This window comes from Cupriavidus sp. FW305-F7 (assembly GCF_058782875.1).
On record NZ_JBYSYC010000052.1, the window covers coordinates 1 to 25,962 of the forward strand.

26 protein-coding genes and 2 pseudogenes are annotated in these 25,962 nt (G+C 62.0%); 16 read left to right on the plus strand and 12 right to left on the minus strand.

From position 1 onward, the window contains the following. From AC3WL8_RS33410 to AC3WL8_RS33420, 3 genes are all read left to right on the plus strand, one after another. Window positions 1–380: LysR substrate-binding domain-containing protein (locus AC3WL8_RS33410; protein ID WP_492379718.1), on the plus strand; the 380-nt coding region annotated here is incomplete at its 5' end. 497 nt (window positions 381–877) lie between these two features. Further along, window positions 878–1,858 (plus strand): alpha/beta fold hydrolase, encoded by a 981-nt coding sequence (locus tag AC3WL8_RS33415; RefSeq protein ID WP_249221162.1) that lies wholly within the window; start codon window positions 878–880, stop codon window positions 1,856–1,858. Window positions 1,859–1,965: 107 nt separating this feature from the next. Continuing rightward, window positions 1,966–2,367, plus strand: coding sequence for a cupin domain-containing protein (locus AC3WL8_RS33420; protein ID WP_211979629.1), 402 nt, complete (start codon window positions 1,966–1,968; stop codon window positions 2,365–2,367). A gap of 126 nt (window positions 2,368–2,493) precedes the next feature. On the opposite strand, the gene AC3WL8_RS33425 is transcribed toward AC3WL8_RS33420, so the two are convergent. After that, the gene (locus tag AC3WL8_RS33425; RefSeq protein ID WP_238553114.1) at window positions 2,494–2,952 is read right to left on the minus strand and encodes a winged helix-turn-helix transcriptional regulator; all 459 of its coding nucleotides are present in this window, start codon (window positions 2,950–2,952) and stop codon (window positions 2,494–2,496) included. A gap of 170 nt (window positions 2,953–3,122) precedes the next feature. Between AC3WL8_RS33425 and AC3WL8_RS33430 the strand changes: the two genes are divergently transcribed. The 5 genes and pseudogenes from AC3WL8_RS33430 (at window position 3,123) to AC3WL8_RS33450 (ending at window position 8,749) form a co-directional block, all read left to right on the plus strand. Beyond that, entirely contained in the window at window positions 3,123–4,316 is a 1,194-nt protein-coding gene (locus AC3WL8_RS33430) for an MFS transporter (RefSeq protein ID WP_013952082.1), read from the plus strand. A gap of 54 nt (window positions 4,317–4,370) precedes the next feature. Next, a complete protein-coding gene (locus AC3WL8_RS33435; protein WP_492379719.1) occupies window positions 4,371–5,144 on the plus strand; it encodes an efflux RND transporter periplasmic adaptor subunit in 774 nt (257 codons plus the stop codon). Window positions 5,145–5,154: 10 nt separating this feature from the next. Beyond that, a complete protein-coding gene (locus tag AC3WL8_RS33440) occupies window positions 5,155–5,598 on the plus strand; it encodes an efflux RND transporter periplasmic adaptor subunit (protein ID WP_492379720.1) in 444 nt (147 codons plus the stop codon). Between the two features lie 4 nt (window positions 5,599–5,602). Further along, window positions 5,603–7,347 (plus strand): annotated as a pseudogene (locus AC3WL8_RS33445) (efflux RND transporter permease subunit). Continuing rightward, a complete protein-coding gene (locus AC3WL8_RS33450) occupies window positions 7,334–8,749 on the plus strand; it encodes an efflux transporter outer membrane subunit (protein WP_492379721.1) in 1,416 nt (471 codons plus the stop codon). Before AC3WL8_RS33445 ends, AC3WL8_RS33450 begins: the two are co-directional and overlap by 14 nt. A 124-nt stretch (window positions 8,750–8,873) precedes the next feature. On the opposite strand, the gene AC3WL8_RS33455 is transcribed toward AC3WL8_RS33450, so the two are convergent. Next, on the minus strand, window positions 8,874–9,227 hold the full coding sequence (locus tag AC3WL8_RS33455) for a hypothetical protein (protein ID WP_211979632.1): 354 nt from the start codon (window positions 9,225–9,227) through the stop codon (window positions 8,874–8,876). A gap of 540 nt (window positions 9,228–9,767) precedes the next feature. Here AC3WL8_RS33455 and AC3WL8_RS33460 point away from each other — a divergent pair. After that, window positions 9,768–10,262: an SgcJ/EcaC family oxidoreductase gene (locus tag AC3WL8_RS33460; RefSeq protein WP_013952089.1), complete on the plus strand. Its 495-nt coding sequence runs from the start codon at window positions 9,768–9,770 to the stop codon at window positions 10,260–10,262. 136 nt (window positions 10,263–10,398) lie between these two features. Here the strand turns inward: AC3WL8_RS33460 and AC3WL8_RS33465 are convergent, their stop codons facing one another. The 4 genes from AC3WL8_RS33465 to AC3WL8_RS33480 all read right to left on the minus strand — a co-directional run bounded on the left by AC3WL8_RS33465 (window position 10,399) and on the right by AC3WL8_RS33480 (window position 12,989). Then, entirely contained in the window at window positions 10,399–10,746 is a 348-nt protein-coding gene (locus AC3WL8_RS33465; protein ID WP_249221163.1) for a phospholipase D-like domain-containing protein, read from the minus strand. After that, window positions 10,736–11,335 carry a TMEM175 family protein gene (locus tag AC3WL8_RS33470; protein ID WP_013952091.1) on the minus strand — a complete coding sequence of 200 codons (600 nt, stop codon included), beginning with the start codon at window positions 11,333–11,335 and terminating at the stop codon, window positions 10,736–10,738. The genes AC3WL8_RS33465 and AC3WL8_RS33470 overlap by 11 nt, the downstream gene beginning before the upstream one ends. Window positions 11,336–11,347: 12 nt before the next feature. Continuing rightward, entirely contained in the window at window positions 11,348–12,076 is a 729-nt protein-coding gene (locus tag AC3WL8_RS33475) for a YoaK family protein (protein ID WP_013952092.1), read from the minus strand. 214 nt (window positions 12,077–12,290) lie between these two features. After that, window positions 12,291–12,989 (minus strand): hydrolase, encoded by a 699-nt coding sequence (locus AC3WL8_RS33480; RefSeq protein WP_013952093.1) that lies wholly within the window; start codon window positions 12,987–12,989, stop codon window positions 12,291–12,293. A 718-nt stretch (window positions 12,990–13,707) separates the two neighbouring features. On the opposite strand from AC3WL8_RS33480, the gene AC3WL8_RS33485 reads away from it, so the two are divergent. Further along, window positions 13,708–14,976 (plus strand): patatin-like phospholipase family protein, encoded by a 1,269-nt coding sequence (locus AC3WL8_RS33485; RefSeq protein WP_049800632.1) that lies wholly within the window; start codon window positions 13,708–13,710, stop codon window positions 14,974–14,976. 98 nt (window positions 14,977–15,074) lie between these two features. On the opposite strand, the gene AC3WL8_RS33490 is transcribed toward AC3WL8_RS33485, so the two are convergent. The 5 genes from AC3WL8_RS33490 to AC3WL8_RS33510 form a co-directional block, all read right to left on the minus strand. Further along, complete coding sequence (locus tag AC3WL8_RS33490; protein ID WP_013952095.1) at window positions 15,075–15,998, minus strand: SMP-30/gluconolactonase/LRE family protein; 924 nt, start codon at window positions 15,996–15,998, stop codon at window positions 15,075–15,077. A 12-nt stretch (window positions 15,999–16,010) separates the two neighbouring features. Then, a complete protein-coding gene (locus AC3WL8_RS33495) occupies window positions 16,011–16,976 on the minus strand; it encodes a Bug family tripartite tricarboxylate transporter substrate binding protein (protein ID WP_211979633.1) in 966 nt (321 codons plus the stop codon). Window positions 16,977–17,068: 92 nt separating this feature from the next. Further along, entirely contained in the window at window positions 17,069–18,004 is a 936-nt protein-coding gene (locus AC3WL8_RS33500; protein WP_492379722.1) for a hydroxyacid dehydrogenase, read from the minus strand. After that, complete coding sequence (locus tag AC3WL8_RS33505; RefSeq protein WP_013952098.1) at window positions 18,001–18,684, minus strand: RraA family protein; 684 nt, start codon at window positions 18,682–18,684, stop codon at window positions 18,001–18,003. Before AC3WL8_RS33505 ends, AC3WL8_RS33500 begins: the two co-directional genes overlap by 4 nt. A 43-nt stretch (window positions 18,685–18,727) precedes the next feature. Beyond that, a complete protein-coding gene (locus AC3WL8_RS33510; RefSeq protein ID WP_211979635.1) occupies window positions 18,728–19,708 on the minus strand; it encodes a Bug family tripartite tricarboxylate transporter substrate binding protein in 981 nt (326 codons plus the stop codon). A 97-nt stretch (window positions 19,709–19,805) separates the two neighbouring features. Between AC3WL8_RS33510 and AC3WL8_RS33515 the strand changes: the two genes are divergently transcribed. Then, window positions 19,806–20,576 (plus strand): IclR family transcriptional regulator, encoded by a 771-nt coding sequence (locus tag AC3WL8_RS33515; RefSeq protein WP_013952100.1) that lies wholly within the window; start codon window positions 19,806–19,808, stop codon window positions 20,574–20,576. A gap of 310 nt (window positions 20,577–20,886) precedes the next feature. Here the strand turns inward: AC3WL8_RS33515 and AC3WL8_RS33520 are convergent, their stop codons facing one another. After that, window positions 20,887–21,042: a hypothetical protein gene (locus AC3WL8_RS33520; protein ID WP_211979637.1), complete on the minus strand. Its 156-nt coding sequence runs from the start codon at window positions 21,040–21,042 to the stop codon at window positions 20,887–20,889. Between the two features lie 116 nt (window positions 21,043–21,158). Between AC3WL8_RS33520 and AC3WL8_RS33525 the strand changes: the two are divergent. The 5 genes and pseudogenes from AC3WL8_RS33525 to AC3WL8_RS33545 form a co-directional block, all read left to right on the plus strand. Next, window positions 21,159–21,366, plus strand: a pseudogene (locus tag AC3WL8_RS33525) (hypothetical protein); the annotation flags it as partial. A gap of 30 nt (window positions 21,367–21,396) precedes the next feature. Next, complete coding sequence (locus tag AC3WL8_RS33530) at window positions 21,397–21,663, plus strand: DUF6537 domain-containing protein (protein ID WP_492379726.1); 267 nt, start codon at window positions 21,397–21,399, stop codon at window positions 21,661–21,663. 183 nt (window positions 21,664–21,846) lie between these two features. Beyond that, window positions 21,847–22,941, plus strand: a complete 1,095-nt coding sequence (locus tag AC3WL8_RS33535; RefSeq protein WP_211979638.1) for a branched-chain amino acid aminotransferase — start codon at window positions 21,847–21,849, stop codon at window positions 22,939–22,941. Window positions 22,942–23,206: 265 nt separating this feature from the next. Next, window positions 23,207–24,604 (plus strand): branched-chain amino acid transporter BcaP, encoded by a 1,398-nt coding sequence (gene bcaP / locus AC3WL8_RS33540; protein ID WP_211979639.1) that lies wholly within the window; start codon window positions 23,207–23,209, stop codon window positions 24,602–24,604. Window positions 24,605–24,851: 247 nt separating this feature from the next. Continuing rightward, a complete protein-coding gene (locus AC3WL8_RS33545) occupies window positions 24,852–25,949 on the plus strand; it encodes a Leu/Phe/Val dehydrogenase (protein WP_013952106.1) in 1,098 nt (365 codons plus the stop codon). The last annotated feature ends 13 nt before the right edge of the window (window positions 25,950–25,962 follow it).

The window sequence follows — 25,962 nt, forward strand, 5'->3', positions numbered from 1 at the left end:
TGGCCATGATGCCGGCGTCCTTCGGCGTCGGGCACGCCGCCAAGATGCTCGAATTCGCGGAGAACATCAGGATCCGGGCGACGCTGGTCACCAATTCACTGACGGCGCTCAAGCAGTTTGTAGCCTACGAAAACTACATGACGCTGATCGGCGGCGAGTTCGCCGCGTATCGCGAAATCGCTGCCGGCACGCTCACGGTAGTGCCGATCGATCATCCGCTGTTCAGGGGCACCCAGGCGCGCTTGCTGGCCAAGGCCGGACGGCCGCTACCGGCGGCGGCGCTCAAGTTGCTCGAACATATCCTGCGGGACATGCCGATGTTTGCGCAGGGCGGCCATAGATTGCTGTCAGCACACGGGAAATCTGACGGGTACGGGTAAGCAGGCAGCTCCGCAGGATTTCACTGCCTGCGCTGTCCTTTTTTGCGGTGCTGGAGTCAGAAGTCTTCATGGTGATTGAGTTGCATATGCAGCCATTCTGGCGGTCAACATAGCTAATTGCATCAAAACCCATTTAAGACAGGGCTTGTGTCCCGTCTGTATTGCGGTCTGTCCTGATTTGTCACGGAACGTGTCAGCGCCGGACAAATCGCCTCAATGCCCGAGATGGATCCTGAGGCCTTCAGCTGCGTACTATGAGGCCGACCACTTCGCGTGCAACTTGACGATGGGCATTTGCATTTGAGCAGACGTAGAACTGCACACTGAGGGATTTTTGTATGCCAACGTATCGATGGCAGCGGCAGGTACGAACAAATACGTTGGCCCCGGCGATTCACTACAGTAGGAATACAAATCCATTCTTCAATGCTGCATATGCAACAGAAACCCGCCGCGTCGGTTTGGGTGCTTGCAGGTCAAGCAAAATGGTGAAAGACATGACGATGAAAACCACGGTTCGCAGCGCGCTTCGGTTCACAGGTGCCGCCGGTCCTGCAGCCGCCCTGGTTGCCACATTGCTCATTGGCAACGCACACGCGGCAACGCCGAACACGACGCCCGAGATCGGGTTCGTGCAAGTCAATCCCGATATCAAGCTAAGGCGTCTGGTTGTGCACAATGCGCGCGCTAAAGGCACGGTCTTGTTTCTGCACGGATTTCCTGAAACGCTCTACGCGTGGAAAGACGTGGCGTCTTCCCTGGGCCAGGACTATGAGGTTCACGCTTTCGACTGGCCCGGCTATGGCGAATCGTCTCGTCCCGGCGTGGACAAGTTTTCCTATGCGCCCAGGGACTATGCCAAGGTGCTGGTGGATTACATCTCCACGACCGGAATCGATAAGCAGCGGCTGGTGATCTACGCGACCGATATCGGGGCGCTGCCCGCCCTGATGGCTGCCGTCAATGAGCCAGCCATCGCCAGACGGATCATTGTTGGCGACTTTGCACCGTTCAACCGTCCGCAGTTCATGCAGGAGCGACTGCAGGGGCTCAAGGATCCCGCCACCGCGGATGCTGTGCATGCGGCGTTCAACCGGACCCGCGACGAGATCCTGCAGAACGCATTCACGCGTGGGCTTCCCGAGTCCTCACACTATGAAGTCTCGCCGGAGTTCAAGGCAGACATGGCCCGTGGATGGCAGAACGGTGAACTGACCTCTGCTGACGCGTTCTATCAGTACTACACCCGGTTCACACGCGACCAGGACGATTTCGAAGCGAACCTGGCCAAGTTGAAAACGCACGTCATGGTGATCTGGGGCGAGAAGGACATCTACATTCGCAAGGAGATGGGCGAGGAGCTGGCAAGCCGCGCGCATCTGAATCTGAAGCTGTTGCCCGGCATCGGCCATTACCCGCATCTCCAGGACAAGGCCGCGACAATTTCAGAGGTGCGCGCCGCATTCGACGCGGAGTAGGCGAGGCCGCTCCAGCATCTCTCACACGCGATGAATCGTTGCGGATGCAGCCAGCCGGCCCCGCACGAATCGCTTGCTCGCTTCGAAAGACAATCAAGGAAAGTGAAATGAATATCGTCCGAATCACGATGGGTGCCCTGGTCGTCGCCAGCCTTGCCGCGCATCTCCACAGCGCGCAGGCACAGACGCCTGAAGTCCATCGAACCGATCTGGCCAGCCACGACCTTAGCGTCCCGGGTCGGGAAGGCATTCAGGTCCGCGTGGATTTCGACCGCGGCGCGTTCGCACCGAAACACTCGCACCCCGGCGAAGAGATCGCCCACGTGCTGCAGGGGACACTTGAGTACCAGCTTGCCGACCAACAGCCGGTCAGGCTCAACGCGGGCGAGTCGTTATTCATTCCCGCAGGCACGCCACATTCAGCTAGGAACGTCGGCACAGGGCAGGCGTCAGAACTCGCGACCTATATCGTCACGAAGGGCGCCCCACTCGTCGTGCCTGGCAAGTAGGGGGAGGGCAGCGGGCGCGCGAAGTACCACAACCCCGGACCGCATGGCGAAACGCGCCGCTGGTGTGCGGCGGCCGCCGGGCCCGCGCGACGCGGAGGCCTTGCCAAGATGTGAGTGACTGGATGATTATTTGCCGAGTATGGCCTTATTGCGGGCGTCGATGATCTCGGCCGTTTGCGCCGTCGCACCCTCGCCGGCTTCCAGACGCACGTCGCGCAAGCCAAGCGTGCGCGGACCCACGCGCAGGCTGACCGGTTCGACCGGCTTGCCGGTGCTGTCCTCGACGAGGCGGATGGGCTTTCGCGAGCTGCACCATTCGTCGCCCCATTGCATTAGCCCCACGATGATCGGATAAAGGGCCTCTCCCTTTTCCGTCAGTCGGTACTCGGTGCGCCGTTCGCTGCCCTCCGCCACCACCTTCACCAGCACTCCATGCTCGAGCAGCGTGTTCAGTCGCGTGGTCAGCACGTTTCGCGCGATCCCGAGGCGTTGCTGGAAGTCGTCAAAACGAGTCGTCCCCAACGTGCACTCACGCACGATGAGCAGGCTCCACCATTCGCCGATTTGCTCGAGGGCGCCTGCCACGGAGCAGTTCATTCCTGTGAAAGTTTTACGGTGCATAAGCGCAATCATAGATGATTAAGTTGCATCATGCAACTTAATGCGCTATCGTAAGTTTCATCAAGAAACTTACGCGGGCTGTGGTCCTGCAATTCCCTCAATAGGCGGCCGGGTGTGCCGCGAAGGACTCTCACATGGATAGACGTCTTATCGTCCTCGCCAGCGGCATGTTCGCGATTGGCACGGACAGCTTCGTTGTTGCCGGCGTTCTGTCGCAGGTCTCGGCCTCGCTCGGCGTATCCGTGGCGCTGGCCGGGCAGATGGTCACGCTGTATGCGATGAGCTATGCGCTGCTGTCGCCCGTGATCGCCGCGGCGGCAGCCCACTGGCCGCGCAAGCGGTTGCTGCTCGCCGGGCTCGCCGTGTTCGTGGTGGGCAATGTGGTGACCGCCCTGGCGCCGAACATCGAATTGGTGCTGGCCAGCCGGCTGATCGCGGGCCTCGGCGCGGCGATGTTCAGTCCGACCGCGACCGCCACAGGGGCGTCGTTGGTGCCGCCAGAGCAGCGTGGACGGGCGCTTGCCATCGTGATCGGTGGGCTGTCCAGCGCGACGGCTTTAGGCGCGCCGCTGGGCACCTTCATCGGCGGTGCGCTGGACTGGCGGGCGACGATGTGGTTCGTGGCCGCCGTCGGCACGTTGGCCGGGCTGGGCGTGGCCTGGCGCCTGCCGGAGATCCCGACGCCGCCGGCCATCAGTCTGTCGCGCCGGCTCGCACCGCTGGCGGACACTCGCGTGCTGCTGACGCTGCTGACCACCTGGATGGTCTATGCGGGCCTCTTCCTCGTCTACACCTACATCGCCCTGAGCTTCGACCGCGCCACTGGTGGCGACTCACGCGTGCTGGCGGCCTTATTGCTGCTGTGGGGTGTGGCGGCGACCGCCGGCAATCTCGCCGCCGGCCGCCTGACCGATCGCTACGGCAGCCGCCGCATCATCAACGTTGCCATCGCCGCCCTGGTCATCGACTTCGCGCTGTTGCCCCTGACGTCGGCATCTCTGGCGAGCGCCGTTCCCGCACTCATTGTTTGGGGCGTGTGCGGCTGGGGTGTGCTGGTCCCGCAGCAGCACCGGCTCATCAGTATCACGCCGGCTGCCGCGCCGCTGTTGTTGGGGCTGAATTCGGCGGCAATCTACATCGGCGTATCGATGTCAGGCGTCATCGGCGGCGCGGCTATCGCCTGGTTCGACCGTCATGCCCTCGGCCTCGTGGGTGCGGTCTTTCTGGTAGTGGCGCTGTTTGTCGCCGAATGGGCGCGACAGCGGATCGCCCGGCCGGAAGTGCGACCGACCGGCGTGGGCGGCGCCACGTCCGGTTCGGCGCGCTGAAGCTGAGGAGCGAACCCCGACAGGCGCGCGGCGCGTGAGTGGATCGAATCACGGATGAATCAATCGATGGATTGGGCAGCAGAGCATGGCAGACAGAAAAGCCGGGCCGCTAGGCGGCGGTGGCTATTGGCAGGTGCGGTACTGGTCGTGACGACTGGCACGCTGGTCGCAACGATGGCATTGAAGGACACGCGTGCGGCAACAGCCCCGGCGGCGTCCGCGCCCGAGGTCTTGGTGAAGACACTGGCGCCCGAGAACGTGCGCGTCTGGGCCAACTTCTCTGGCCGCCTCAATGCGGTGGACGAAGCGCTGGTCCGGCCCGAAGTGGGCGGAAAAATCGTGGAAGTCCGCGTGCGCGACGGGAAAACGGTGAAGGCGGGCGATGTGATGTTCGTCATTGACCCGCGTCCCTACGAGGCCGCCGTGGCCCGTGCCCGCGCCGAACTGGCGTCGACCCGAGCGCGTGCCGAATTCGCAGCCGCCGAGCGTGAGCGTGCCAAGGGCTTGATCGACGCCGAGGCGATCCCGCTGAGCCTGCACGACCAGCGCACCAACGAAGACCGCATGGCCAAGGCGGCCGTCCTGGCGGCCGAAGCCGCGTTGCGCCAGGCCGAGATCAATCTCGACTATGCCTACGTCAAGGCGCCAATTGCCGGCCGCATCAGCCGGGCGGAAGTCACCCTCGGCAACCTGGTCCAGCCCGGCGCGAATGCGCCCGTGCTGACCCGCATCGTGTCGAATGACGGCATCTATGCCGACTTCGACGTCGACGAACAGGCCTACGTCCAGTCTATCCGCCGCCATGCCGAGACCCAGAATAAGGAGTAGCACATCCCGCGTGCAGGGCGATACGGAGCGCATCTACCAGGGCGTGATCTACACGTTCGACAACAAGATCGACACCCGCAGCGGCACGATCCGCGCGCGGGCGAAGTTCGAGAACCGCGACCGGGCGCTCGTCCCGGGCATGTTCGTCTCGATCGGGCTGGCCGGCAGTGGCGACACGTCGGCCCTGGTGGTGCCGGACGTGGCCGTCGGCAGCGACCAGAGCAAGAAGTTCGTGTACGTGGTTGGCCAGGACAACAAGGTGGCCTATCGGGAAGTCGCGCTCGGCGCGGGGCTCGACGGCAGGCATGTGGTCGCGAGCGGCCTCAAGCCAGGCGAGCGCGTGATCGCGCGCGGGCTGCAGTTCGCGAAGCCCGATGCGACAGTTACGCCGAAGGAACTGGCTGAAGACGAAGTGAAGACCGCCGCGTCGACGGCACCACGCGGGGCGGAGTAGTCGCATGAATTTGTCTAAGTTCTTTGTCGACCGGCCCAACTTCGCGGCGGTCATCTCAATCCTTATCTTCCTTGCCGGTGTGCTGGCCATTCCGAAGCTGCCGATTTCCGAATACCCGGAAGTCGTGCCGCCGTCGGTGGTCGTGCGCGCGCAGTTCCCCGGCGCAAATCCCAAGGTCATCGCCGAAACCGTGGCCACGCCGCTGGAGGAGCAGATCAACGGCGTCGAGAACATGCTGTACATGTCCTCGCAGGCTGCCAGCGACGGCGTGCTGACGCTGACGGTCACGTTCAAGCTTGGCACGGACCCCGACCTCGCCGCGCGACTGGTGCAGAACCGCGTCAACGAAGCGCTCCCGCGCCTGCCCGAGGTGACCCGGCAGCTCGGCGTCAGCACGGTCAAGAGTTCGCCGGACCTGACGATGGTCGTCCACCTCATCTCGCCGTCGGACCGCTATGACAATCTTTACCTGCGCAACTACGCGTTGCTGAACGTCAAGGACGAACTGTCCAGGATTCCCGGCATCGGCCAGATCAAGCTGTACGGTTCGGGCAACTATGCGATGCGCGTCTGGCTCAATCCGCAGAAGATCGCCGCGCGCAACATGAACCCCGACGAGGTAGTGGCCGCGATCCGCAAGCAGAACATCCAGGTGGCGGCTGGCGTAGTGGGCGGGCCGCCGTACAAGGACAACGTCGAGATCCAGTTGCCCGTGAACGTGCAGGGCCGCCTGGCCGACCTGGACCAGTTCGAGAACATCATCGTCAAGCGCGAGGGGGGCGTGGTCACTTACCTCAGGGACGTAGCGCGCGTGGAGATGTGCGCGAGCGAGTACGCCCTGCGCGCGCTCCTCGGCAACCAGCAGGCGCTGGCGCTGGTGATCTTCCAGACCCCGGGCGCGAACGCTATCGACATCTCGAACAACGTCCGCGCCAAGATGGCCGAACTGAACAAGCACTTCCCCGATGGCCTGGAGTACCGCATTGCCTATGACCCGACGACGTTCGTACACGATTCGATCAAGGCGGTTATCCATACGCTGCTCGAAGCCATCGTGCTGGTGGTGATTGTCTTCCTGCAGACCTGGCGCGCGGGGCACCCGCCTACTCCACCGGACAGGCGCAGGCGGCAATCACGCGCATCCTGAATGACACGCTGCCGGGCGACATGGCCTTTGAATGGACCGAGTTGGCCTACCAGCAGATCCTGGCCGGCAACACTGCGCTGATCGTGTTCCCCATCTGCATTCTGCTGGTGTTCCTTGTGCTGACCGCGCAGTACGAAAGCCCGTTCGTGCCGCTGGCCATCATCCTGATCGTCCCGATGTGCCTGTTCTCGGCCATCGCGGGGGTCTGGCTGACCGGCGGGGAGAACAACCTCTTCACGCAGATAGGGTGCTTTGTGCTGATAGGACTGGCCTGCAAGAACGCGATCCTGATATGCGAGTTTGCCCGAGAACTGGAAATGCAGGGCAAGGACACGCTTGCGGCAGCCATCGAGGCTGCGCACCTGCGCCTGCGGCCGATCCTGATGACGTCGATCGCCTTCATCATGGGGGTGCTGCCGCTGGTGCTGTCACATGGTGCCGGCGCCGAGATGCGCCACGCCATGGGAGTGGCCGTGTTCTTCGGCATGATCGGCGTCACGTTCTTTGGCTTGTTCTTGACGCCGGTCTTCTATGTCCTGATCCGGAACCTGGAAAAGCGCATCACGCGGAAGGAAATGGTGCAGAAGCATGTTGAAGCTTGAGCGATTGGCTGCCTCGGTCCTTGCTGCCGCTGCGGCTGTCGTAGCCGGTTGCACGAGCCCGGTAGGGCCGCAAAGCTCCGGTGTCGACGTCGCGCCGCGCTGGCAGACACTGGCGCCCGCGCAGGCGGACGCCGACCTAGTCGTCAGCCACGACGATGCACAGGTCGACCAGCAATGGTGGTCGCATTTCCACGACGCCGCGCTGGAGGCGCTGATCCGTGAGGCGATTGCCGGAAACAAGTCGCTGGGAATTGCGCGGGCACGGGTAGAAGAGGCGCGGGCAGCGCGGCTGCAGGCGCAATCTGCGCTGGCCCCGGAGGTAACCGCCGTGGCGAGCAGCGAGCGCGGAAATCGCGGGCTGCTGACCTACGACAAGTCGGTCACGGTGAACCAGGTGGCCCTATCGGCGGCATGGGAACTGGACCTGTTTGGCCGCAACCAGGCCCGCACGGCACAAGCGACAGCGATCCTCCAATCGACCGAAGCCAGCGAGCAGGCCGTGCGCGTGGCGCTGCTGGCGGAGGTGGCGCGCACCTACTTCGAGTTGCGCAACCTGGACCGGCAGATCGAACTGACGACCAGCAACCTGGAGACGCAGCGCAGGACGCTGAAGCTGGTGGAAGCCCAGCTGCGCGGCGCGCTGGTGAGCAACTTGGACGTGCAGCGCGCGGCCGCGCAGACTTCGACGACCGAGTCACGCGTGCCGTCGCTCCGGGCTGCGCGGGACGCCGCGGCTAACCGGCTGTCCGCGCTACTCGGTCGGACGCCGGGCAACCTGAAGGAGGTGGCCGCAGCGCCGCAGCCGCCGCTCGACGGGCGTATCGTGGTTTCGGCCCCGGCCTCAGTGATCGCCACGCGGCCGGATGTGCGGGTGGCGGAGCGACGCTTCGCCGCTTCGATCTCCGCACGAAAGGCGGCGGTCGCAGAACTGTTCCCGAAGATTTCGCTAAGCGCGCTGTTCGGCGTGCAGGACGCCACGCCGTTCTCGTCAACGCCGTGGGGGATCGGCATCGGGCTGGTGCAGCCGGTGCTGAATTTCGGTCGCATCCGCTCACAGATTGACGCTGCCGATGCGCGGCAGACGCAAGCCTTCCTGGCATACCAGCAGGCAGTGCTCGATGCACTGGAGGACATGGAAAGCGCGATGTCGGCCTACCTGAACGAGCAGTCGAGAAACACGTTGCTCGCAGCGGGCGTGGCCCAGAATCGGCGCGCGGCCGAACTGGCGCGAGCGCAGTACCGTTTCGGTTATGTGGGCTTGCTGGACGTGTTGGTGGCCGAACGTGATCTTCTCGACGCAGAGTCGCGACGGGCTACGTCCGATGCGAGCCTGCGGACGAACCTCGTGCGAATTTTCGCTGCTGCGGGCGGTGGTTGGGAGGTTGAAGAAGATACCCACTAAACTCGTTGCGCCAGCGGTCACCGTTCCGTGCTGGGTAGAAACGGCGCTCTATTGGAATTCGGTTAGTGGCATCTAAGCCAACCCATAGAGCTCGGATGAAGTCGCCGACTTAGAATTTGCTAGCTCACTTGGACATGTCGCAGACATCGACATTCTTCAGCGTCAGGGTCAGCTTGCTTCCCTTGGTTACAGAAATGGTCTGTCCATAGCTGACTGTCGGCATGAACTGAATGTCAGGTGCCACAGCCACCGGCGGGTCCTTCGCGCCATCGATGGTCAGGTCGAGCTCCACGGTGACCGAGTCAAAGGAGCCCTGCTTTCTTGCCTCAGCATCTTTCTTGAATGCGCACAGTCCGGCGGCGACTTGTTGCAGGGCGGTGGGGATATCAACCGGTTTGCCTGGCGGAATTGGCGCCGTGTTACACCCGGCAACGATCAGCGCGGCGAAAGCTGGAAGCAAAGGGAGGTGGGTGCACATCAGGATTCCCCAGCGGCACAGTAGGGAGATAAGTCTGCATCGGCCTCTCGCCCGCTTCCGTTCACTTTCGAACCGACATCCATGGATGCGCCCGTGTCAGGACCGCGCCTGCGATTCCAGCGGGGCTGAACCGCGGCCCGAAGGCAAAGGAGCAGCGGCTTTGCCTCCCGCGCGAGATCAGCGGCGTCCGTTCCGCGTCGTCGTTCCTGGTCAACCTGAATATCGGATTGCGCGTGGGGAAGGGCGTGCTGCTCTTTGCCGTGGTGCTAGCGAGCTAGCCCAAGGCCGTACTCGACCCGTTGCTGCCGTTAAGCTTCGAACTTCCGACGGCAGCAATGCCGCGATTGCGGACGTTAAAACGAAGAAGTCCCTCGCGCGATAGCGTTATTTCGTCTGCTTGGTTTAATTGACGCGCTGCAAAAGGGCGGGTAACTTCGACGTGTACAACCGTACGAAATACGTTCCGTACAAACCGAAGCTGGTAGTGCGAGCTTACGGCACGATACGGATCGATTGGTAACGTACAAAAAGGGACCCAGCATGTCCGCTCGCTCAGCATCGTTAAGCATTGTTTTTGTCCTCAGCACAGTACTGTCGGCTTGTGCAACGACCACAACTGATGACAATGTCGCAAAAGAGCAGGTTGCCGCGGCGACGCGCGCCTGGATCGACGCGATGAGCAGCCACAATCAGGAACAAGTTCTCGCACTGTACGACCCCGAGGCCGTGCTGTGGGGCACCACGTCTCCTACGATTCGTGACAATCCTGAGAGCGTTCGCGAGTATTTCAATTTCCTGCGTACGGCGCCTCCCTATTACAAGGGAATCCTTGGTGAGCAACGTATCCGTGTGCATGATGACATGGCCATCAACACCGGCACATATACCTTCGTTGGACCGGCCGTCGACGCGGCTGGTAAGCCGGTGAGTCGTCCTGCGCGATTCAGTTTTGTCTATCGGTATCGCAACGGGCGATGGCTGATTGTGGATCATCACTCGTCCGCAGTACCAGCACCTGCTGCGCCAACAAAGTAAACCGCCTAGCCACTTTGACAAATGGCGGCGAGCGGCTTCTTCCCGTGTATTGCTGCCGCTGGCAGCGCGAACATCACCGGCAGCAACTGGCCGGGAAGAGCCCGATTGTCGCGGCGATCCTACAAGCTGGCGCCAGTCAGTATGTGGGATATGCCTTCCCGAGATCCCAGCGTGATTGCCAATGCTCGATGTACTGGCGTGAAACTTCCGGCATGTCTCGAATGACGACCACATTCTCGGAGTTGGCGGTCTCGGCGGACGGCGCGAAATTGAAGGAGCCCGTTTCGACCGTGTTGCCGTCGACGATAGTCGTCTTGTCGTGATGGATGTGGAAATCGTCGTTGGTCCGCAGTTCCACACCGTTACGGGTCACGAAGCCCATGGCTGCTTTGTGTTCCAGATGTGCCAACGGAGCGTGGCATGCTCCGTATTCTGGTGCCCGTACATCTGGCTCAATCCTGAGCCCCATACCGTCAGAGTTCATGGGTATTGCTACCGAGCAGATATTTTTCAATGCGAGAATCGGGAAAAAACCATATACCAGCCATCAAGGTCAGTATGAAAAACGAAGCTACGCTGCTGAAAAAACTGGCCAGGATCGCTAATGCGTAGATAGGGATGGAGAGCTTCCCTTTGAGGTCGTTTCCGATGGCTTGCCCAAGTGCGGAATGTTCGCCGTCATACTTGATGATGAGTCTCGTGAGCAGTGAGTAAGAGACGGCGCACATGAACAGGACAAATGCATACATTGCCGTCGGTGTCTGCGCGAAGGCAGACTTTCCGGTCCAGGTGGTGGTGAATGGAATCATGCTTAGCCAAAACAGCAAGTGGAGGTTCGCCCACATAATTTTGCCGTTAATTCCACGGGCAACTTTAAACAGGTGATGATGGTTGTTCCAGTATATTCCGACGTAAACAAAACTTAGTACATAGCCGAAAAAATTAGAGGAATTATTAAGGATGTCTTTAAGCGAAAAGCCTTCCGGAACCTGTAGTTGAAACAACATGAGTGTCAAGCTTACGGAAATGACACCATCGCTGAATGATTCAAGCCTGTTTGTGCTGATGCTCATGATGTCATTCACTCATCTGAATTGGTTGCGAAATGCCATGCGCGCCATATATGCGACGGGAAGTATAAATGGAAGGACACTCCAGAATCCGATCGTCACATAGAGGGATGCACCCAGGAAAGCCCCGATCACAAAGCCGATCACAACACTTGCGCTTTTGAGAAGATCCTGGAAATTGGTGCGTGTCCTGGCACGCAGGTAATTCGACAGATCGATACCCAACTGGGTGGTGTTCCCGGTCATCATGGTGCTGGGGCTGATGTACTTGATCAGTGTCTTGCTGGCAGTATTTCGGACGGCAAGCGCGACAAGGCCGAGGCCTCCAGTCAAAGCAAGGCCCGCGCCATCCGGATTATCGAACGGTTCGAGATACAGGCCGGCGACCATGAAACCCAGCAAGAAGGTCGCTTCAGCAATAAACAGCCAACCTAAGGTCTGGTGGGTCTGGTGGGTCCGCTGGTTGCGGTCAATCAGCATTTTGCTGATGATGACAGTGACAATGAAGAGTGGTATGGCGCCGAGCTTAATCCATAAGCCGGCCCCACCTTTGACGAATGCCGCTCCCGCGAGCACGAGGTTTCCGGTGACGTGTGCGGTGAAGAAGCCCAGCAGCGCAATAAAGCCAATCGTGTCGATGGCGCCGCCCACAATAGTAAGAAGGATTGGTGCTTTGCATATTTCCCAGAGACTGGGGTTTTCGTTTGTTTCTGTATTGTCTGATGCGTTGACGTTTGCGCTCATGGTTGAGATCCATCCTGTAGCAGGGGCATGCCCGCGGGGGAAGGCCCCCGCGGAGGGGGCGATCATGCGATCAGTGCGTTGGCGACGATCGCTGCCGCCGCTACTCTGGACGTGCTGATGGCCAGCCAGCATCCCAGCAGGAGGGCGCCGTTGGCTACGCTTCGACCTGGAATCATCTTGTGCGCTCCGAGGGATGACTGGTGGCAGACATGCATCAGCGCTCGACGACCGGCGCGTGCACGGGAGCCAGCGATTCGTGCGTGGTTGCCGTGCGTGGCGCGGCCTTGTGGACCATCGTATAGGCATAGTCGACCCCCATGCCATAGGCGCCCGAGTGTTCCTTGGCCACGGCCATCACATCGTCGTACGTTTCGCGGTTCTTCCAGTCGCGTTGCCATTCCAGCATGACCTGTTGCCAGGTCACGGGCACCACGCCTGCCTGGACCATGCGCTGCATGGCGTAGTCATGGGCTTCCTTGGTCGTGCCGCCCGATGCGTCGGCCACCATATAGATCTCGTAGTCGCCCTCAAGCATCGCGCACAACGCGAAGGTAGTGTTGCAGACCTCGGTCCACAGGCCGGCCACGACGATCTTCTTGCGGCCATTGGCGGCCAGCGCGTCGCGCACCTTCTGGTCGTCCCAGGAGTTCATCGAGGTGCGTTCGAGCGTTTTCTTGCCGGGGAAGACGTCGAGCAGTTCGGGGTAGGTATAGCCGGAGAATGAATCGCTTTCGACCGTGGTAATGGTGGTCGGCACATCGAAGATCTTCGCTGCCTTGGCCAGGCCCACGACGTTGTTCTTCATGGTCTGGCGGTCCATCGACTGCACACCAAAAGCCATCTGGGGTTGGTGGTCGATGATGATCAGTTGGCTGTTGCGCGGGGTCAGGACTTCCAGTTTGGCGTTCGACATGGTGCTCTCTCAGATGAAATTTATTCAATGATTCTGGGTTCTTTGCGTGGCGACGCTTTGTCCGCTCTGTTGCGTTGTCGCGCCATCAATGTGAAGAACTATAACGAAGGAAAGTGCGGAAACAGCCAGCCTGAATTGTAAATATAGTTCAAAAAATTTGATGATCTGTGGAGTGAGATCCTGGCTCCGGTGAGCGGTTTGATTCCTGGAACTCGCGAGCGTGGCGGCTCCGATAACTTGGAGTCGATTGAAGATGACCGCTAGCGGCGTGGCACCAAACGAACCAATCAAAGTCGGTCAAGTTAGCATTCGGTACCGGATTGATCTTCGCCCGCCCTCCAACCTTCTTCCGAAGCTACTCAGGCGCCATCTGCGGGTCGTGCGGCCCCCCATGGAGATGCCGTAATATTCCGAGGGACCCGGACACACTGGGTCCTGGCGGCAACGAAACTCGACCTTCCCTTCCTGCGGGCCGCCACCACGCCGAACCCGTTCCTGACCTAGTCCAATGTGCAAGTTTCGACATGACCACACTCTTCGCCGCAAGAGCGGCCTGCCTTGGCGAGTGGGGGGGGCAGGGAGAGAGCGACACGCCTGCGGCAGGGCCTACCGCACTCTGATGCTGCTTCTACTTGCGGGACTCAGTGCCTGCGGGTCGCTTCCTCACAATGCTCCGCGCAATCTGCCTCAGGCCGCGGCTGGCAGCGCATCCGCGGCCTTGCGCGAACCCACCGACATCGCCGGCCAGACAACCGTCGCCATGTCGTTCTCTGGCGGTGGCACGCGAGCCGCAGCCTTCGCCTTCGGCGCTCTGCAGGGGCTCGACGCCATGAGAAGTCCTGGGGGCGCGTCCCTGCTCGACGACATCGCGTTCATCAGCAGCGTGTCCGGAGGCTCCATCACCGCGGCGTACTACGGTCTGCACGGCAAGGACAGCCTGGCGACCTTTCGATCAGTGCTCTTGAAGGACGGAGAGGCGGGACTTCGCTTCAGTCTGCTGAATCCGGTCAACCTTGCGCGCCTCTTCGCGGGGGGCCTCAACGATCGGGAAGATCTCCGGACATGGCTCGACGAAGACGTGTTCAAGGGCGCGACGTACGCCGACATGTTCCGCCGCGGCAAGCCAATCGTTTGGATCAACGCCACAAACGTCTACTACCGGGTCGCGTTCCCGTTCAGCCAGCTGGCATTCGATGCGCTATGCAGTGATCTCGCGAGCTTTCCCGTTTCCGAGGCCGTCGCCGCATCCATGGCGGTCCCGCTCTTCTTCGCACCGATCGTCCTTCAAAAATATCCCGAGGCTTGTAGTGCACCGCTGCCGAGCCTTGACCACGTCCAGAGGCCTGGGCAATCGCTGCTGCTTGGCGCGTTGGCAACCGCCGTTCGCGGTCACCGGGACACTTCAAAGGGAAAGTACATCAAGCTGGTCGACGGCGGGGTGACCGACAACTACGGCCTGGCCACCATTTTGCAAACGCGTCTGCTGCTGGGCACGGCTTACGGTCCCATGAGCGAGAACGACGCGATCAATGTGCGGCGGCTGCTTTTCATCGTTGTTGACGCCGGTCAGGGCCCGCGCGGCGATTGGAACCGAAGCCAGGGTGGCCCATCCGGAATCGAAGTCGCCAGCGCGGCCATCGACGCGGCAATGGCGACCAACGTTCGAATGAGCTATGACGCCTTCGTTCCCATGATGCGGCAGTGGCGCGACGACCTCGTGGCGTATCGGTGTGGGATGCCGCATTCCCGGCAGCAGGAGATCGCTGCACGCCGCCCAGGCTGGCGGTGCGATGAAGTCGAATTCTTCGTCACGCGGATCTCGTTTGAGGCCCTCGACAAGGAGCGTGCTGCAAGTCTGAACGATCTGCCGACCAGACTTCGTCTGCCCGAGAAGGACGTCGATCGCCTGATCGAGGCGGGAAGGGATGCCATCCTTGGCAACCCGGTGATCCGTGAGTTCGAGCGCGAATCGACCGAGGCGCGATAGTCCCGCGGCACGCGGCGTGGGTGAGGCCGCGTTCTTGCTGCTCGGCCGCGGCGCTCTGGCGGAGGTGTCCGGCATGGCGAGAACGCCCGATATTCCGTTCATGCCAGCCGTCCTCCGTGCACCGGTGCACCGCCCACCGACATGTCGGCGCACAGAATCGTCCCGGTGGTCGACTCGGTCATGAATAGCGTGGTGCCCTCGGTGCCGCCAAAGCACAGATTGGTCAGCGATGTGCCGCCGGGGCTACGAATCACCTCCACAGGCTCGGCGCGATGGTTGAGCACCCAGACATAACCAAGTCCAGGATTCGCCACCAGCAGATGGCCATCCGATCTCATTGCCAGACCGTCGGGGCCGCTCGGGCCGTAAGAGGTAAAGAACTGCCCGACCTTGCTGACCGAACCGTCGGCCTGCAACGGCACGCGCCATACGCTGTTCCCGCGGGTCATCGCGACGAACAGCACCTTCTCGTCAGGCGAGAGGACGACACCGTTCGGGCTCGGTGCGTTGTCCAGCAGGACGTCCAGCTTGCCGTCGGGCGTCAGCCGATAGACGCGGCCGGTCGGATCGTGCAAGCCGGTCTGGCCCTGGTCAGTGAAGTAGAGATTGCCCTGCGAATCGAAGGTCAGGTCGTTGACGCCTCGGAAGCGTTCCGAATTCCTACGCTCAAGAAACGGGGTTACGGTTCCCGACTTTGCATACAGACGCACCAGGCCGTTGCGATAGTCAGTGATCAGGAAATCACCGCTGACCAGGCGCTTCATGCCATTCGGTTCACCGTCGTACTCGGCAACAAGCTCCCAGTCGCCCTGCATCGAAACACGGAAAATGCGACCGTAGGGGATGTCCGTCACCCAGAGATTACCATCGGCCCAGACCGGCCCCTCCAGGAATGAGTCGATCGTCGCCCCGCCGCGATTGGCATGCGCCCACGCGTTGTCGGGGTCGTGCCGACGGAACGACTCCGGAAGCCGCGTGAGCACCTGTGCATCGCGTACGGCCGGTTGCTGAAGTAGGAACATCGCCGCTCCTGGTTATTGCTTCTCAATATGCGCCTTTTGCGCAACCGTTGCCCATTGTGCGGTTTCGCGCTGAATCAACTGCGCGAACGCGGGGCTGTCCAGGTTGCCTGGCTGCGACCCCATCTGCGCAAGGAACGTCTTCATGTCGGGCGCCTGGAGCGCCTTCTGGATTTCCGTTTGCAGGCGCGTAATGACATCGTTCGGCGTGCCCTTTGGCGCGGCAAGGCCTGACCAGTTGAACAGGCTGAAGTTGGGTACACCAGCTTCAGCGAACGTAGGGACGCTCGGGAACACATCCACCCTGGTCTTTCCACTGATGCCCAGCAGACGCATCTGATTACCCTTGACCGGCGCCAGCGCGGTCGGGGTCGACACGACCAGCAGATCCACGCTACCGGACAGCAGCCCGACCATGGCCTCACCAGCCCCCTTGTACGGCACATGCATCAGCTTGATACCTGCGGCCTGTTGGAACGCCTCGGCAGCAAAATGCGGCGAACTACCGGGGCCGCCGGTGCCAAACGTCACCTCTCCCGGATGCGCCTTGGCATAGCTGACGAGGGAAGCCAGGTCCTTGAAGCGCGAATCGGCCTTGACGCCAAGCACCACCGGCGAAAATGCGAACGGCGCGATAGGGACCAGAGCTGTTTGATGGTCCCAGTTCAGCTTCTTGAAGACATAGGGGAGCGTGGTATAGGAGTTGTCGTTCGCCAGAAGCGTGTAGCCATCGGCGGGTGCGTTGACAACCTGGGACGTGCCGATCGTGCCGGACGCGCCCGGCTTGTTCTCCACGACGAAGCTCTGCCCCGTCTGCACGGTGAGCTTCTGTGCGACCTTGCGCGTCACGACGTCGACGGCGCCGCCGGGAGGATTCGGCACGATGATGCGGACCGGTTTGTCCGGGTACGCCGCCACGGCGGACAGGCTGACAAGCAGCGTCGTTGCTGCCACCAGGCAGCCAATTGTTCGAGAAAACACCTTTGTCTCCTTGTGCTGCGGGAGAGACCTAACTGTCCGTCGGGTCCTCCCGCGACACTTCTGTTCTAGTTGATGACGCAGCCGTGCGTCGGTCAGGCCGGCGTAGCCACGCCTTGCAGCACCGCCAGGACGTTCTTTGCTGCCCCAACGCCCATGTTCACGTACGCCGCGTTGCTGACGCCGCCGATGTGCGGCGACAGGATCAGGTTGGGAATGTCGCGGAACGGATGCGGCACGGGCATCGGTTCCACGGCAAAGCTGTCCAGGCCAGCGGCATACAGTTTGCCGCTCTGCAGGGCTTCGGCCAGTGCAGGCTCGTCGATGAGTCCGCCTCGTGCCGTATTGACGAGGATCGCGCCGTCCTTGAACGTCGCCAGTGTTTCACGGTTCAGCATGCCACGGTTCTCTTCCGTCAATGGGCAGTGCAGCGACACCACGTCCGATTCCCTGAACAGCCGAGGCAGGTCGACAAGCGTTACGCCTTCCGGGACCGTCGTCGCATAAGGATCGAAAGCGGTGACATGCATGCCCATCGCCACACCAATCACGGCGGCGCGGCGGCCGATCTCTCCGAGCCCCACGATACCGAGCGTGCAACCGTTCAGTTCGACGGCCTTGTAAGTTGCTTTGTCCCAATGACATTGGCGCATGCGATCGTTGAGATGTGGAACAGCTTTGGCGCACGCAAGGATCAGCGCCCAGGCATGTTCAGCCACGGCGGCGGCATTGGCCCCGGCCGCGGCGGCCACCTTGATGCCGCGCGCCTGCGCGGCGGCTTTATCGATGGTGTCAGTTCCAGTGCCGTGTTTCGAAATCACTTTCAAGGCTGGTGCGGCGTCCATGACTTCAGCGGTTATGCTGCCGTAGCGCACGATAATGCCGACCGGGTTGTGCTCCTTTGCCAGTGCTGCAATATCGGCGGTCTTGGGCGTTTTCCCCGCGAATACGATCTCATGGTCATCCAACAGCGCGAGGGCTTCCGGCGCGAGGTCGGCACCCGTGACGATAATGACTTGCTTGTTCGTCACAGTGCTTCTCCCTGCTTCAGGACGCCCGCCGTCACCAGCGATGCCAGCAGCCAGGGCGCGGTGGTATTGCCTTCCTTGATCTGGGCAATGCGCTGGGCTTCCGCGTCTTCCTTCTTTGCCGCGGCATCGAGCAAGGCTTCAATCTTCTCGCGCTCCACCACTACCAGGCCATCGGCATCGCCGCAGATGTAGTCGCCGGGGTTCACCGTGACGCCACCAACAGAAATGGGGTGTCCAATGCGCCCGCCAACTTCCTTGGTGGGGCCGTTAGGGTTCGTGCCCACCGAAAAGACCGGGAACTGCATTTCCTCCAGCTCGAGGCTGTCGCGGACCGCGCCGTCGATGACGACACCAGCAAGGCCGCGCTGGCGAGCGGCATGCATCATGATCGTTCCCATCAGCGCAGAGGTCTGGTCACCTTTGCCGTCGACGACCAGAACATCGCCCGGCTGCGCCAGCGCCAGCGCTGCGTGGATCATCAGATTATCACCGGGGCGAACCTCGACAGTGAAGGCGGGCCCGGCGACTTTCATGCTCGGGCGCAAGGCCCTGATCCGGCCATGCAACGCACCGCGGCGTCCGCCGACATCGGAGAGGATCGCCGGTTGGAACTTGGCAGCCCGCGCCACGATCTCGGCAGGCACGCGCTCAAACGATTTGATGATGTTGGGCAAGGTCATGATGGACTCCAGGCAATATGAAATAGATGGGTAGATAAGGGCGTCAATCCAGCTTCGTGCCGGAGGCCTTGATGACCGATGCCCAGCGTCCGATGTCCTGCTTGATCAGCGCACTGAACGCCTCAGGCGTGCCAGTCAGCACCGATGCACCTTGCTCGTCCAGCTTGGTGGCAAGCGCCGGAGACTTGAGCGCCTTGTTGAACTCGGTATTCAGGCGCACCACGATGTCCTTCGGTGTCGCGGCAGGCGCGACGAAGCCGAACCAAGTCGCGGTATCAAAGCCGGGATAGCCCAACTCGGCCACGGTCGGCACCTGAGGCAGGTCCTGCAAACGCTTGGGAGACGTCACCGCGAGCGGCCGCATCCGGTTGTTCTTGATATGCCCGAGCAACGTAGGCACCGAGGCCATGTAGAGATCGACTTGTCCGCCCATCAGGTCGTTGACCGCCTGCGCTGCGCCCTTGTAAGGGACATGGGTGAACTTCACCTTTGCGGTCGTTTGAAGCAGCTCACCGCCAAGGTGCGCCACCGTTCCGTTGCCCGGAGAGGCGAAGTTGATGGCGCCGGGCTTTGCCTTGCCCGCCTGGATCACGTCCTTCAGCGTCTTGTAAGGCGAATTGACATGGGTCACCAGCACGAGCGGCGCGGATGCCACCAGGCTGATGGGTGTCAGATCCTTCAGTGGGTCATATGGCAACCGTTCATACAGCGAGGGATTGATGGCAAGGTTGCTGGTCTGCCCCATGACGATGGTGTAGCCATCGGCCGGCGCCTTGGCTGCCGCGTCCACCCCGAGGTTGCCACCGGACCCTGGCTTGTTCTCCACCACAAAGACCCAGCCGGTCGACTTGGCAACCGTATTGGTGACTTCTCGCGAAATGATGTCCGTGCCCCCGCCGGCGGGAAAAGGCACGATGACCCGGATGGGCTTGGTGGGGTACTGCGGCGCGGCTTGGGTCGTGGCGGACGCCAGAACCAGACCTGTTGCAAGCACGAATATGCAGCGACGGGAAATTGCCTTCATTACTGTCTCCGAATCTCGGTTTCGTTGTGATTCCGATTGTGATCGACCGTTTCACGGCATACAATGGCGTTTCATACTGTGCACCCCGTTTCGTTCTATGAATGCGAATAGTGACCCAAAGGGCGCTTCAAGGGGCGACGATGGCGCTGGGGGCGTCATTGCGGTCACCCGCGCCCTGCGCGTACTCGAAGCGTTCGGGGTGAACGACCCCCAGCTCTCACTTGCCGAACTGAGCCGGCGGACCGGCATCCACAAGACCACCGTGCTGCGGCTGGCGCGCACGCTGGCGGCGGACAACTATCTGGTGCAGAAGGAAGACGGCAACTGGCGGCTCGGCCGCGCAGCAGGGTGGCTGGGCGCGTGCTACCAGGCAACCTTCAACGTTCAGGAAGTGGTGGAGCCGGTGCTGCGGGAGCTGACGATCAAGACCGGCGAAAGCGCTTCGTTCTACGTCCGGGAGGGACAACAGCGAACCTGCCTCGTCCGGGTCGAAGGACCGCAGGCCATCCGGCATCACGTCAGGATCGGGGCGGCACTGCCGCTGGACAGCGGTTCGCCAGGCCGCGTCATCCTGGCGTTCTCAGGCGAGCCGGGCGAGCTTTATGAAATGATCCGCCGCCGTGGATTTCATCTGTCGCTTGGCGAGCGCGAGGCCGAAGTCTCGAGTGTGTCTGCACCGGTGTTCGGATTGCACTGGCGGCTGCTTGGCTCCATGTGTATTTCAGGACCGACTTCCCGGCTAAGCGAAGAGCGTTTGCTGGAGCTGGCACAGACAGTCGTCGACGCGGCGAACAAGCTTTCGTATGCCATGGCAGGCAGTCAACGGCCTGCGATGCAAATTGAAAGGCCGTCGACCTGGCACCCTTGATATTGCAGATGTGGGGCATGAAGAGCCGATAGAAATCGTAGATGACCTCTGTCAGTCGCGAGCCGGTCGTCGCTTTTCGACCCGTTGCCGCCGCTCAGGCCTCCGTGACGGCAAAGTCCGCTTTCATAGCCTAGCCGCCGTTCAAGCGGGGACGCGTTAGTCGATGCGGCGGAACTCTGCTCTTACCCTGTTCGGCTGCCACATACTGGTGAACAGCGACCAATTGCCCAAGTGGTCCTCGTCCATGACGGTCTGGCATCGGGGCGTCGATCAGCAGCCCCATCTTCGTCCACGACTCGTCATTTCAGATTCACGCCCTGTCCGGGTATTTGGTGCGAAAGCGCGCCAGCAGGCTGGGCAGGTGCGTGCTGGTAGAAATGGTCTCGGCGGCTGCGGCGAAGTAGCGGAACTGCAGCAGCGTAGTCTCGTCGGCGATCCTTTCCGGTGCCTCGCGAGACCTGGCCATGTCCATCCCTCCGCTATATGTTTTGTGGATATCAGGTTTTGGAATTTTTGATTTTACGATGGCGCGGGCGCTTCCTACACTCCTCCGGACAAAAGAAGCATGCGGAGACAGACATCGTGAATACCCCACTATCGCCAACCTGCGCGAATCCCTGGCCGCGGCCAGCCTGGACGACAAGGACACCCTCAAAAGAGGCCGCGTCTACTTGAGCGGCACCCAGGCGCTGGGGCGACTGCCACTGCGGCAATAGGCCCGCGACCGGGCCGCGGGATTGAATACCGCCGGCTTTATTCCGGGTACCGGAGCTCGCCGCTGGGCGGGCTCCATGACGGCCGTCTGGCGCGGCTGAAGGGCTTGCGCGACACCGCCTTCGGTATATTCGGCAGGCCTACCGAACGGCGCGCAGAGCGGCAACTGATTGCCGAGTATCTCGCCACGGTGGAGGAGCTTGCGCAGTCCCTGAGCGACGCCAAACTTGACACTGCTGTCGCAATGGCTTCACTACCAGACGATATTCGCAGTTTCGGCCATGTGAAGGAGGTCAATATGCAGAAGACGGCGCAGCGGCGGACGGCGTTGCTGGGCCAATTTCGCAGTGGCGCGTTGAGTGCTGCTGCCTGACTCCGGCCGCAGCAGAACAGTTTCCTGTGGCAGGATCGAGCGCGTCCGGCTTGGCGGTGGTGGGGCTTGCGAAGGCGCGCCGCTCTTTGGCAAGTAGCACTCCACCCTTGTAAGGCACCCGCCCCGGCGACACTACCGCGGCGGCCAGGGCCGTATGGCCCAACATCCTCGGAACACTGAAAAATGAGTACGGAAAATCAACTACAGTTCGTTGTAGAGCCTCATCCCGGGCCCACCCCCGCCGATGAGATCGCTGCCAAGTTGGCAAATCCGACGTTCGGACGCATTTTCACAGATCACATGGTCACGATCCGTTGGACCGACGGTCGCGGCTGGCATGACGCCAAGGTCGAAGCACGCCGTCCTTTCCAAATCGATCCCGCCTGCGCAGTACTGCACTACGCGCAGGAAATCTTCGAGGGCATGAAGGCATACCGTGGCGAGGACGGCAAGATCTCGCTGTTCCGACCACAGGAGAACGCAAGGCGTTTTCGCGCCTCTGCTGCCCGCATGTCGATGGCCGACCTGCCCGAGGCCACATTTCTGCAAGCCGTGGAAGCGCTCGTCGATATTGACCGCGCCTGGATTCCAGGTGGCGATGGAAGCCTCTACCTGCGTCCATTCATGTTCGCCTCGGAGAATTTTCTCGGCGTGCGCGCGTCGGCCGAATTTGTATTTTGCGTGATTGCTTGCCCGGTCGGCCCGTATTTCAAGGCCGGCAAGTCGGCGGTGACCGTATGGGTTTCGGATCGCTACACCCGAGCGGCCCCAGGCGGCACCGGCGCGGCCAAGTGCGGCGGCAACTACGCAGCCAGCCTGATCGCGCAGACCGAGGGCTCGGCCAATGGCTGCGACCAGGTCGTGTTCCTTGACGCTGCGGAGCACCGCTGGATCGAGGAGCTCGGGGGCATGAATGTTTTTTTCGTGATGGATGACGGCTCTCTGCGCACGCCCCCATTAACAGGGACAATCCTGCCGGGCATTACGCGCGCTTCGATCATCGAACTGGCCAGGCACGAGGGTATTCCGGTCAATGAAACAGCATACGACTTCGAGACGTGGCGCACAGATGCAGCCAGTGGCAGGGTTAAGGAAACTTTTGCCTGTGGCACGGCCGCGGTCGTCACCGCCATCGGGCAGGTACGTCACGCTGGTGGGGAGTTCACGATCGGCAATGGTGGGGAAGGCGAAGTTACGCAACGCCTCCGTTCGTTGTTGACCGGCATCCAGCGCGGCAAGATCGCCGACCCGTTCGGATGGGTTCATCACGTCGATTGAGACCGGCGTGTTTGACATCAGCGGCGTGCAAGGAATCGGAGGGCCGTGCGCGCCGCGTTGATTCGGTTTGACGTCTGTCCCCGTGGCCTGGGCGGTCCGGGTAATTCCAACAAATACCGGGACCGGGGCGCGACCTGCGTGCCGGCAAGCCGTGCCGTCGACCCCGGCAGCACGCTGCCCGGATGCCTTCGCGCCCGCATGACTCGTCGCCATCTCCGGCGCGGGCCCGTGCGATCGCTCGGCAGCACATGCAGGAGACACCTATATGAGCTTGTTCCGAACCAAAGACATTGACGCCATGCTGGTGGACAGACGCGTTTGCAGCCTGAAGAAGGTGCTGGGTCCGGTGGACCTCGTGCTGATGGGCATCGGCGCCATCATCGGCACCGGCATCTTCGTGCTGACCGGCACCGGCGCTTTGACCGCCGGCCCGGCGCTGACCGTGTCTTTCGTCATCGCGGCCATGGCCTGCGGCTTCGCCGCGCTGTGCTATGCCGAGTTCGCCTCCGCCATCCCGGTGTCGGGATCGATCTATACCTATAGCTACGCGACTCTGGGCGAGATCATTGCCTGGATGATCGGCTGGGACCTTCTGCTCGAATACGGCCTGGCTACCTCGGCGGTGTCGGTGGGCTGGTCGGGATACTTCCAGTCGCTGGCGGCGGGTTTCGGTCTGCATTTGCCGGCGGCGCTGACGGCGGCTCCGGGGGCTGTGCCGGGCGTGCACACCTTGTTCAACCTGCCGGCCTTCCTAATCATGCTGATCACCACTTGGGTGGTGTCGTGCGGCGTGCGCGAGTCGGTCCGTCTCAACAACCTGATGGTGGCAATCAAGATTTCGGTGGTGGTGCTGTTCATCGCGGTCGGCGTCTGGCATGTCAAGCCGGCCAACTGGCAGCCATTCGCGCCGTTCGGGGTATCCGGCATCTTCAATGCGGCGGCGCTGGTGTTCTTCGCCTTTATCGGCTTCGATGCGGTGACCTCAGCCGCCGAGGAAGTGCGCAATCCGCACCGCGACCTGCCGGTCGGCATCATCGGCTCGCTGACGGTCTGCACAGTGCTATACGTGATAGTCGCGGCCATCATGACTGGCGTCGTTCCCTTCGCCAAGTTCGCCGGCATCGACCATCCCGTGTCGCTGGTGTTGCAGTACGCGGGACAGAACTGGGTGGCTGGCTTTGTCGACCTGGGCGCCATTCTCGGCATGACCACGGTGATCCTGGTAATGACCTTTGGCCAGACTCGCGTCATCTTTGCCATGTCTCGCGACGGCCTGCTGCCCGCCAAGCTGTCGTCGGTCCACCCGGTGCACGCCACCCCATTCTTTGCCACCTGGACCGTCGGCATCGTGTTCGCGATGATCGCCGCATTCGTGCCGCTCAATGTGCTGGCCGAGTTGATCAATATCGGCACGCTCTCCGCCTTCACGCTGATCTCGATCGCGGTGCTGGTGCTGCGCCGGACCCGTCCCGAGCTGCCGAGAGCTTTCCGCTGTCCCGGCGTGCCGGTGGTTCCGCTGCTATCGGTGGGCTTCTGCCTGTTCCTGATGGCGCACCTTCAAGCGCTGACCTGGATCGCTTTCCTCATTTGGCTGGGGATCGGCCTGTCGATCTACTTCCTGTACGCGCGCCGCAACGCGGTGCTGCACGGTGGCACCAGGTAGCACGCGGTGCTGGCCGTAAGAGTCCCGAGACACGGTAAGCGGATGTGGAAGCCGACCTTGGAGTAAGCGAAAACCCCAGCCCCGCCCGCACCGAGAAACTGGGTAAGATGCCAACCCGGCGCCGGCGCGACAAGATCGCCCGCAGCCGAACGGGATTGGGGCTCCCCGCCCCATCAACGCCGCACCGCACTGTAACCCAGGCGGTGTGTCAAGGAAGGCAGAGCTACAGCTTTGCATTCCCCACGTCATGGAGAAGAAGTTGAACGACCGTACCCACGCGGCGGCCGCTGTCCGCCTTTTCGGCACCTGCGAAGGCCTGTCCCACGAGCGCGTGACGCTCGCGACTGATCCGGAATCCGGCCTGCAGGCCATCATCGCCATCTACAACACCAGACTGGGCCCCGCCTTCGGCGGCTGCCGGTACTGGGCCTATCCCGCCGAAGTCGACGCGCTGTCCGATGCGCTGCGCCTGTCACAGGGCATGGCCTACAAGAACGCCCTCGCCGGGCTGCCGTTCGGTGGCGGCAAGGCGGTGATCCTGCGTTCCCCGGCGCAGACCGACCGCCAGCAACTCTTCCGCGCCTTCGGCCGCATGGTCGAGTCGCTGCAAGGCAGCTATATTACGGCCGAGGACGTCGGCACGACGGTGGACGACATGCGTGCCGTCCAGGCCGAGACCCGCTACGTCAGCGGCATGCCGCGCGACGGCGGCTTCGGCGGCAATCCCTCGCCGTGGACGGCATACGGCGTGTTCGTCGGCATCGAGGCGGCGGCGCTGTATCGCCTGGACCGCAAGTCGCTCGCCGGCTTGTCCGTGGCCGTCCAGGGACTGGGTTCGGTGGGCTGGGAGCTTTGCCGCCGTCTCCATGAAGCGGGCGCCACCCTGACCGTGGCCGATATCGACGCCGGCCGCACGACGCAGGCGCAACAGCAGTTTGGCGCCCGCGTCGTATCGCCGGAAGCCATCACAGCCGTCGACGCCGATGTATTCGCGCCTTGCGCGCTGGGTGCCGTCATCACCCCGGCCGTGGCCGAAAGCTGCCGCTTCCGGGTCGTCGCCGGCGGGGCAAACAATCAACTCGCTTCGCTCGCCGAAGGCGACACCCTGCACCAGCGCGGGATCTTCTATGCCCCCGACTTCCTCATCAATGCCGGCGGCATCGTGAGTTGCGCCCGGGAATACCTCGGCGGTGTCGACGAATCGGCCCTGCGCGACGAAGTGGCAGGCATCCGCGAACGGGTGCTCAGGCTGGCGCAACGCGTGGAGTCGACCGGCCAGGCGCCGGCGCGCGCGGCGGTGACATGGGCGCACGAGGTGTTGTCGCGTGGCATCGGGCCGAACTGAGCGTCACGTCGAC

Bases quoted from the DNA above. Each gene is read 5' to 3' on its own strand.
- AC3WL8_RS33415 (WP_249221162.1), top strand. From the start codon at position 878: ATGACGATGAAAACCACGGTTCGCAGCGCGCTTCGGTTCACAGGTGCC.
- AC3WL8_RS33420 (WP_211979629.1), top strand. From the start codon at position 1,966: ATGAATATCGTCCGAATCACGATGGGTGCCCTGGTCGTCGCCAGCCTT.
- AC3WL8_RS33430 (WP_013952082.1), top strand. From the start codon at position 3,123: ATGGATAGACGTCTTATCGTCCTCGCCAGCGGCATGTTCGCGATTGGC.
- AC3WL8_RS33435 (WP_492379719.1), top strand. From the start codon at position 4,371: ATGAATCAATCGATGGATTGGGCAGCAGAGCATGGCAGACAGAAAAGC.
- AC3WL8_RS33450 (WP_492379721.1), top strand. From the start codon at position 7,334: ATGTTGAAGCTTGAGCGATTGGCTGCCTCGGTCCTTGCTGCCGCTGCG.
- AC3WL8_RS33455 (WP_211979632.1), bottom strand. From the start codon at position 9,227: ATGTGCACCCACCTCCCTTTGCTTCCAGCTTTCGCCGCGCTGATCGTT.
- AC3WL8_RS33460 (WP_013952089.1), top strand. From the start codon at position 9,768: ATGTCCGCTCGCTCAGCATCGTTAAGCATTGTTTTTGTCCTCAGCACA.
- AC3WL8_RS33465 (WP_249221163.1), bottom strand. From the start codon at position 10,746: ATGAACTCTGACGGTATGGGGCTCAGGATTGAGCCAGATGTACGGGCA.
- AC3WL8_RS33470 (WP_013952091.1), bottom strand. From the start codon at position 11,335: ATGAGCATCAGCACAAACAGGCTTGAATCATTCAGCGATGGTGTCATT.
- AC3WL8_RS33475 (WP_013952092.1), bottom strand. From the start codon at position 12,076: ATGAGCGCAAACGTCAACGCATCAGACAATACAGAAACAAACGAAAAC.
- AC3WL8_RS33480 (WP_013952093.1), bottom strand. From the start codon at position 12,989: ATGTCGAACGCCAAACTGGAAGTCCTGACCCCGCGCAACAGCCAACTG.
- AC3WL8_RS33490 (WP_013952095.1), bottom strand. From the start codon at position 15,998: ATGTTCCTACTTCAGCAACCGGCCGTACGCGATGCACAGGTGCTCACG.
- AC3WL8_RS33505 (WP_013952098.1), bottom strand. From the start codon at position 18,684: ATGACCTTGCCCAACATCATCAAATCGTTTGAGCGCGTGCCTGCCGAG.
- AC3WL8_RS33510 (WP_211979635.1), bottom strand. From the start codon at position 19,708: ATGAAGGCAATTTCCCGTCGCTGCATATTCGTGCTTGCAACAGGTCTG.
- AC3WL8_RS33515 (WP_013952100.1), top strand. From the start codon at position 19,806: ATGAATGCGAATAGTGACCCAAAGGGCGCTTCAAGGGGCGACGATGGC.
- AC3WL8_RS33520 (WP_211979637.1), bottom strand. From the start codon at position 21,042: ATGGCCAGGTCTCGCGAGGCACCGGAAAGGATCGCCGACGAGACTACG.
- AC3WL8_RS33535 (WP_211979638.1), top strand. From the start codon at position 21,847: ATGAGTACGGAAAATCAACTACAGTTCGTTGTAGAGCCTCATCCCGGG.
- bcaP (WP_211979639.1), top strand. From the start codon at position 23,207: ATGAGCTTGTTCCGAACCAAAGACATTGACGCCATGCTGGTGGACAGA.
- AC3WL8_RS33545 (WP_013952106.1), top strand. From the start codon at position 24,852: ATGGAGAAGAAGTTGAACGACCGTACCCACGCGGCGGCCGCTGTCCGC.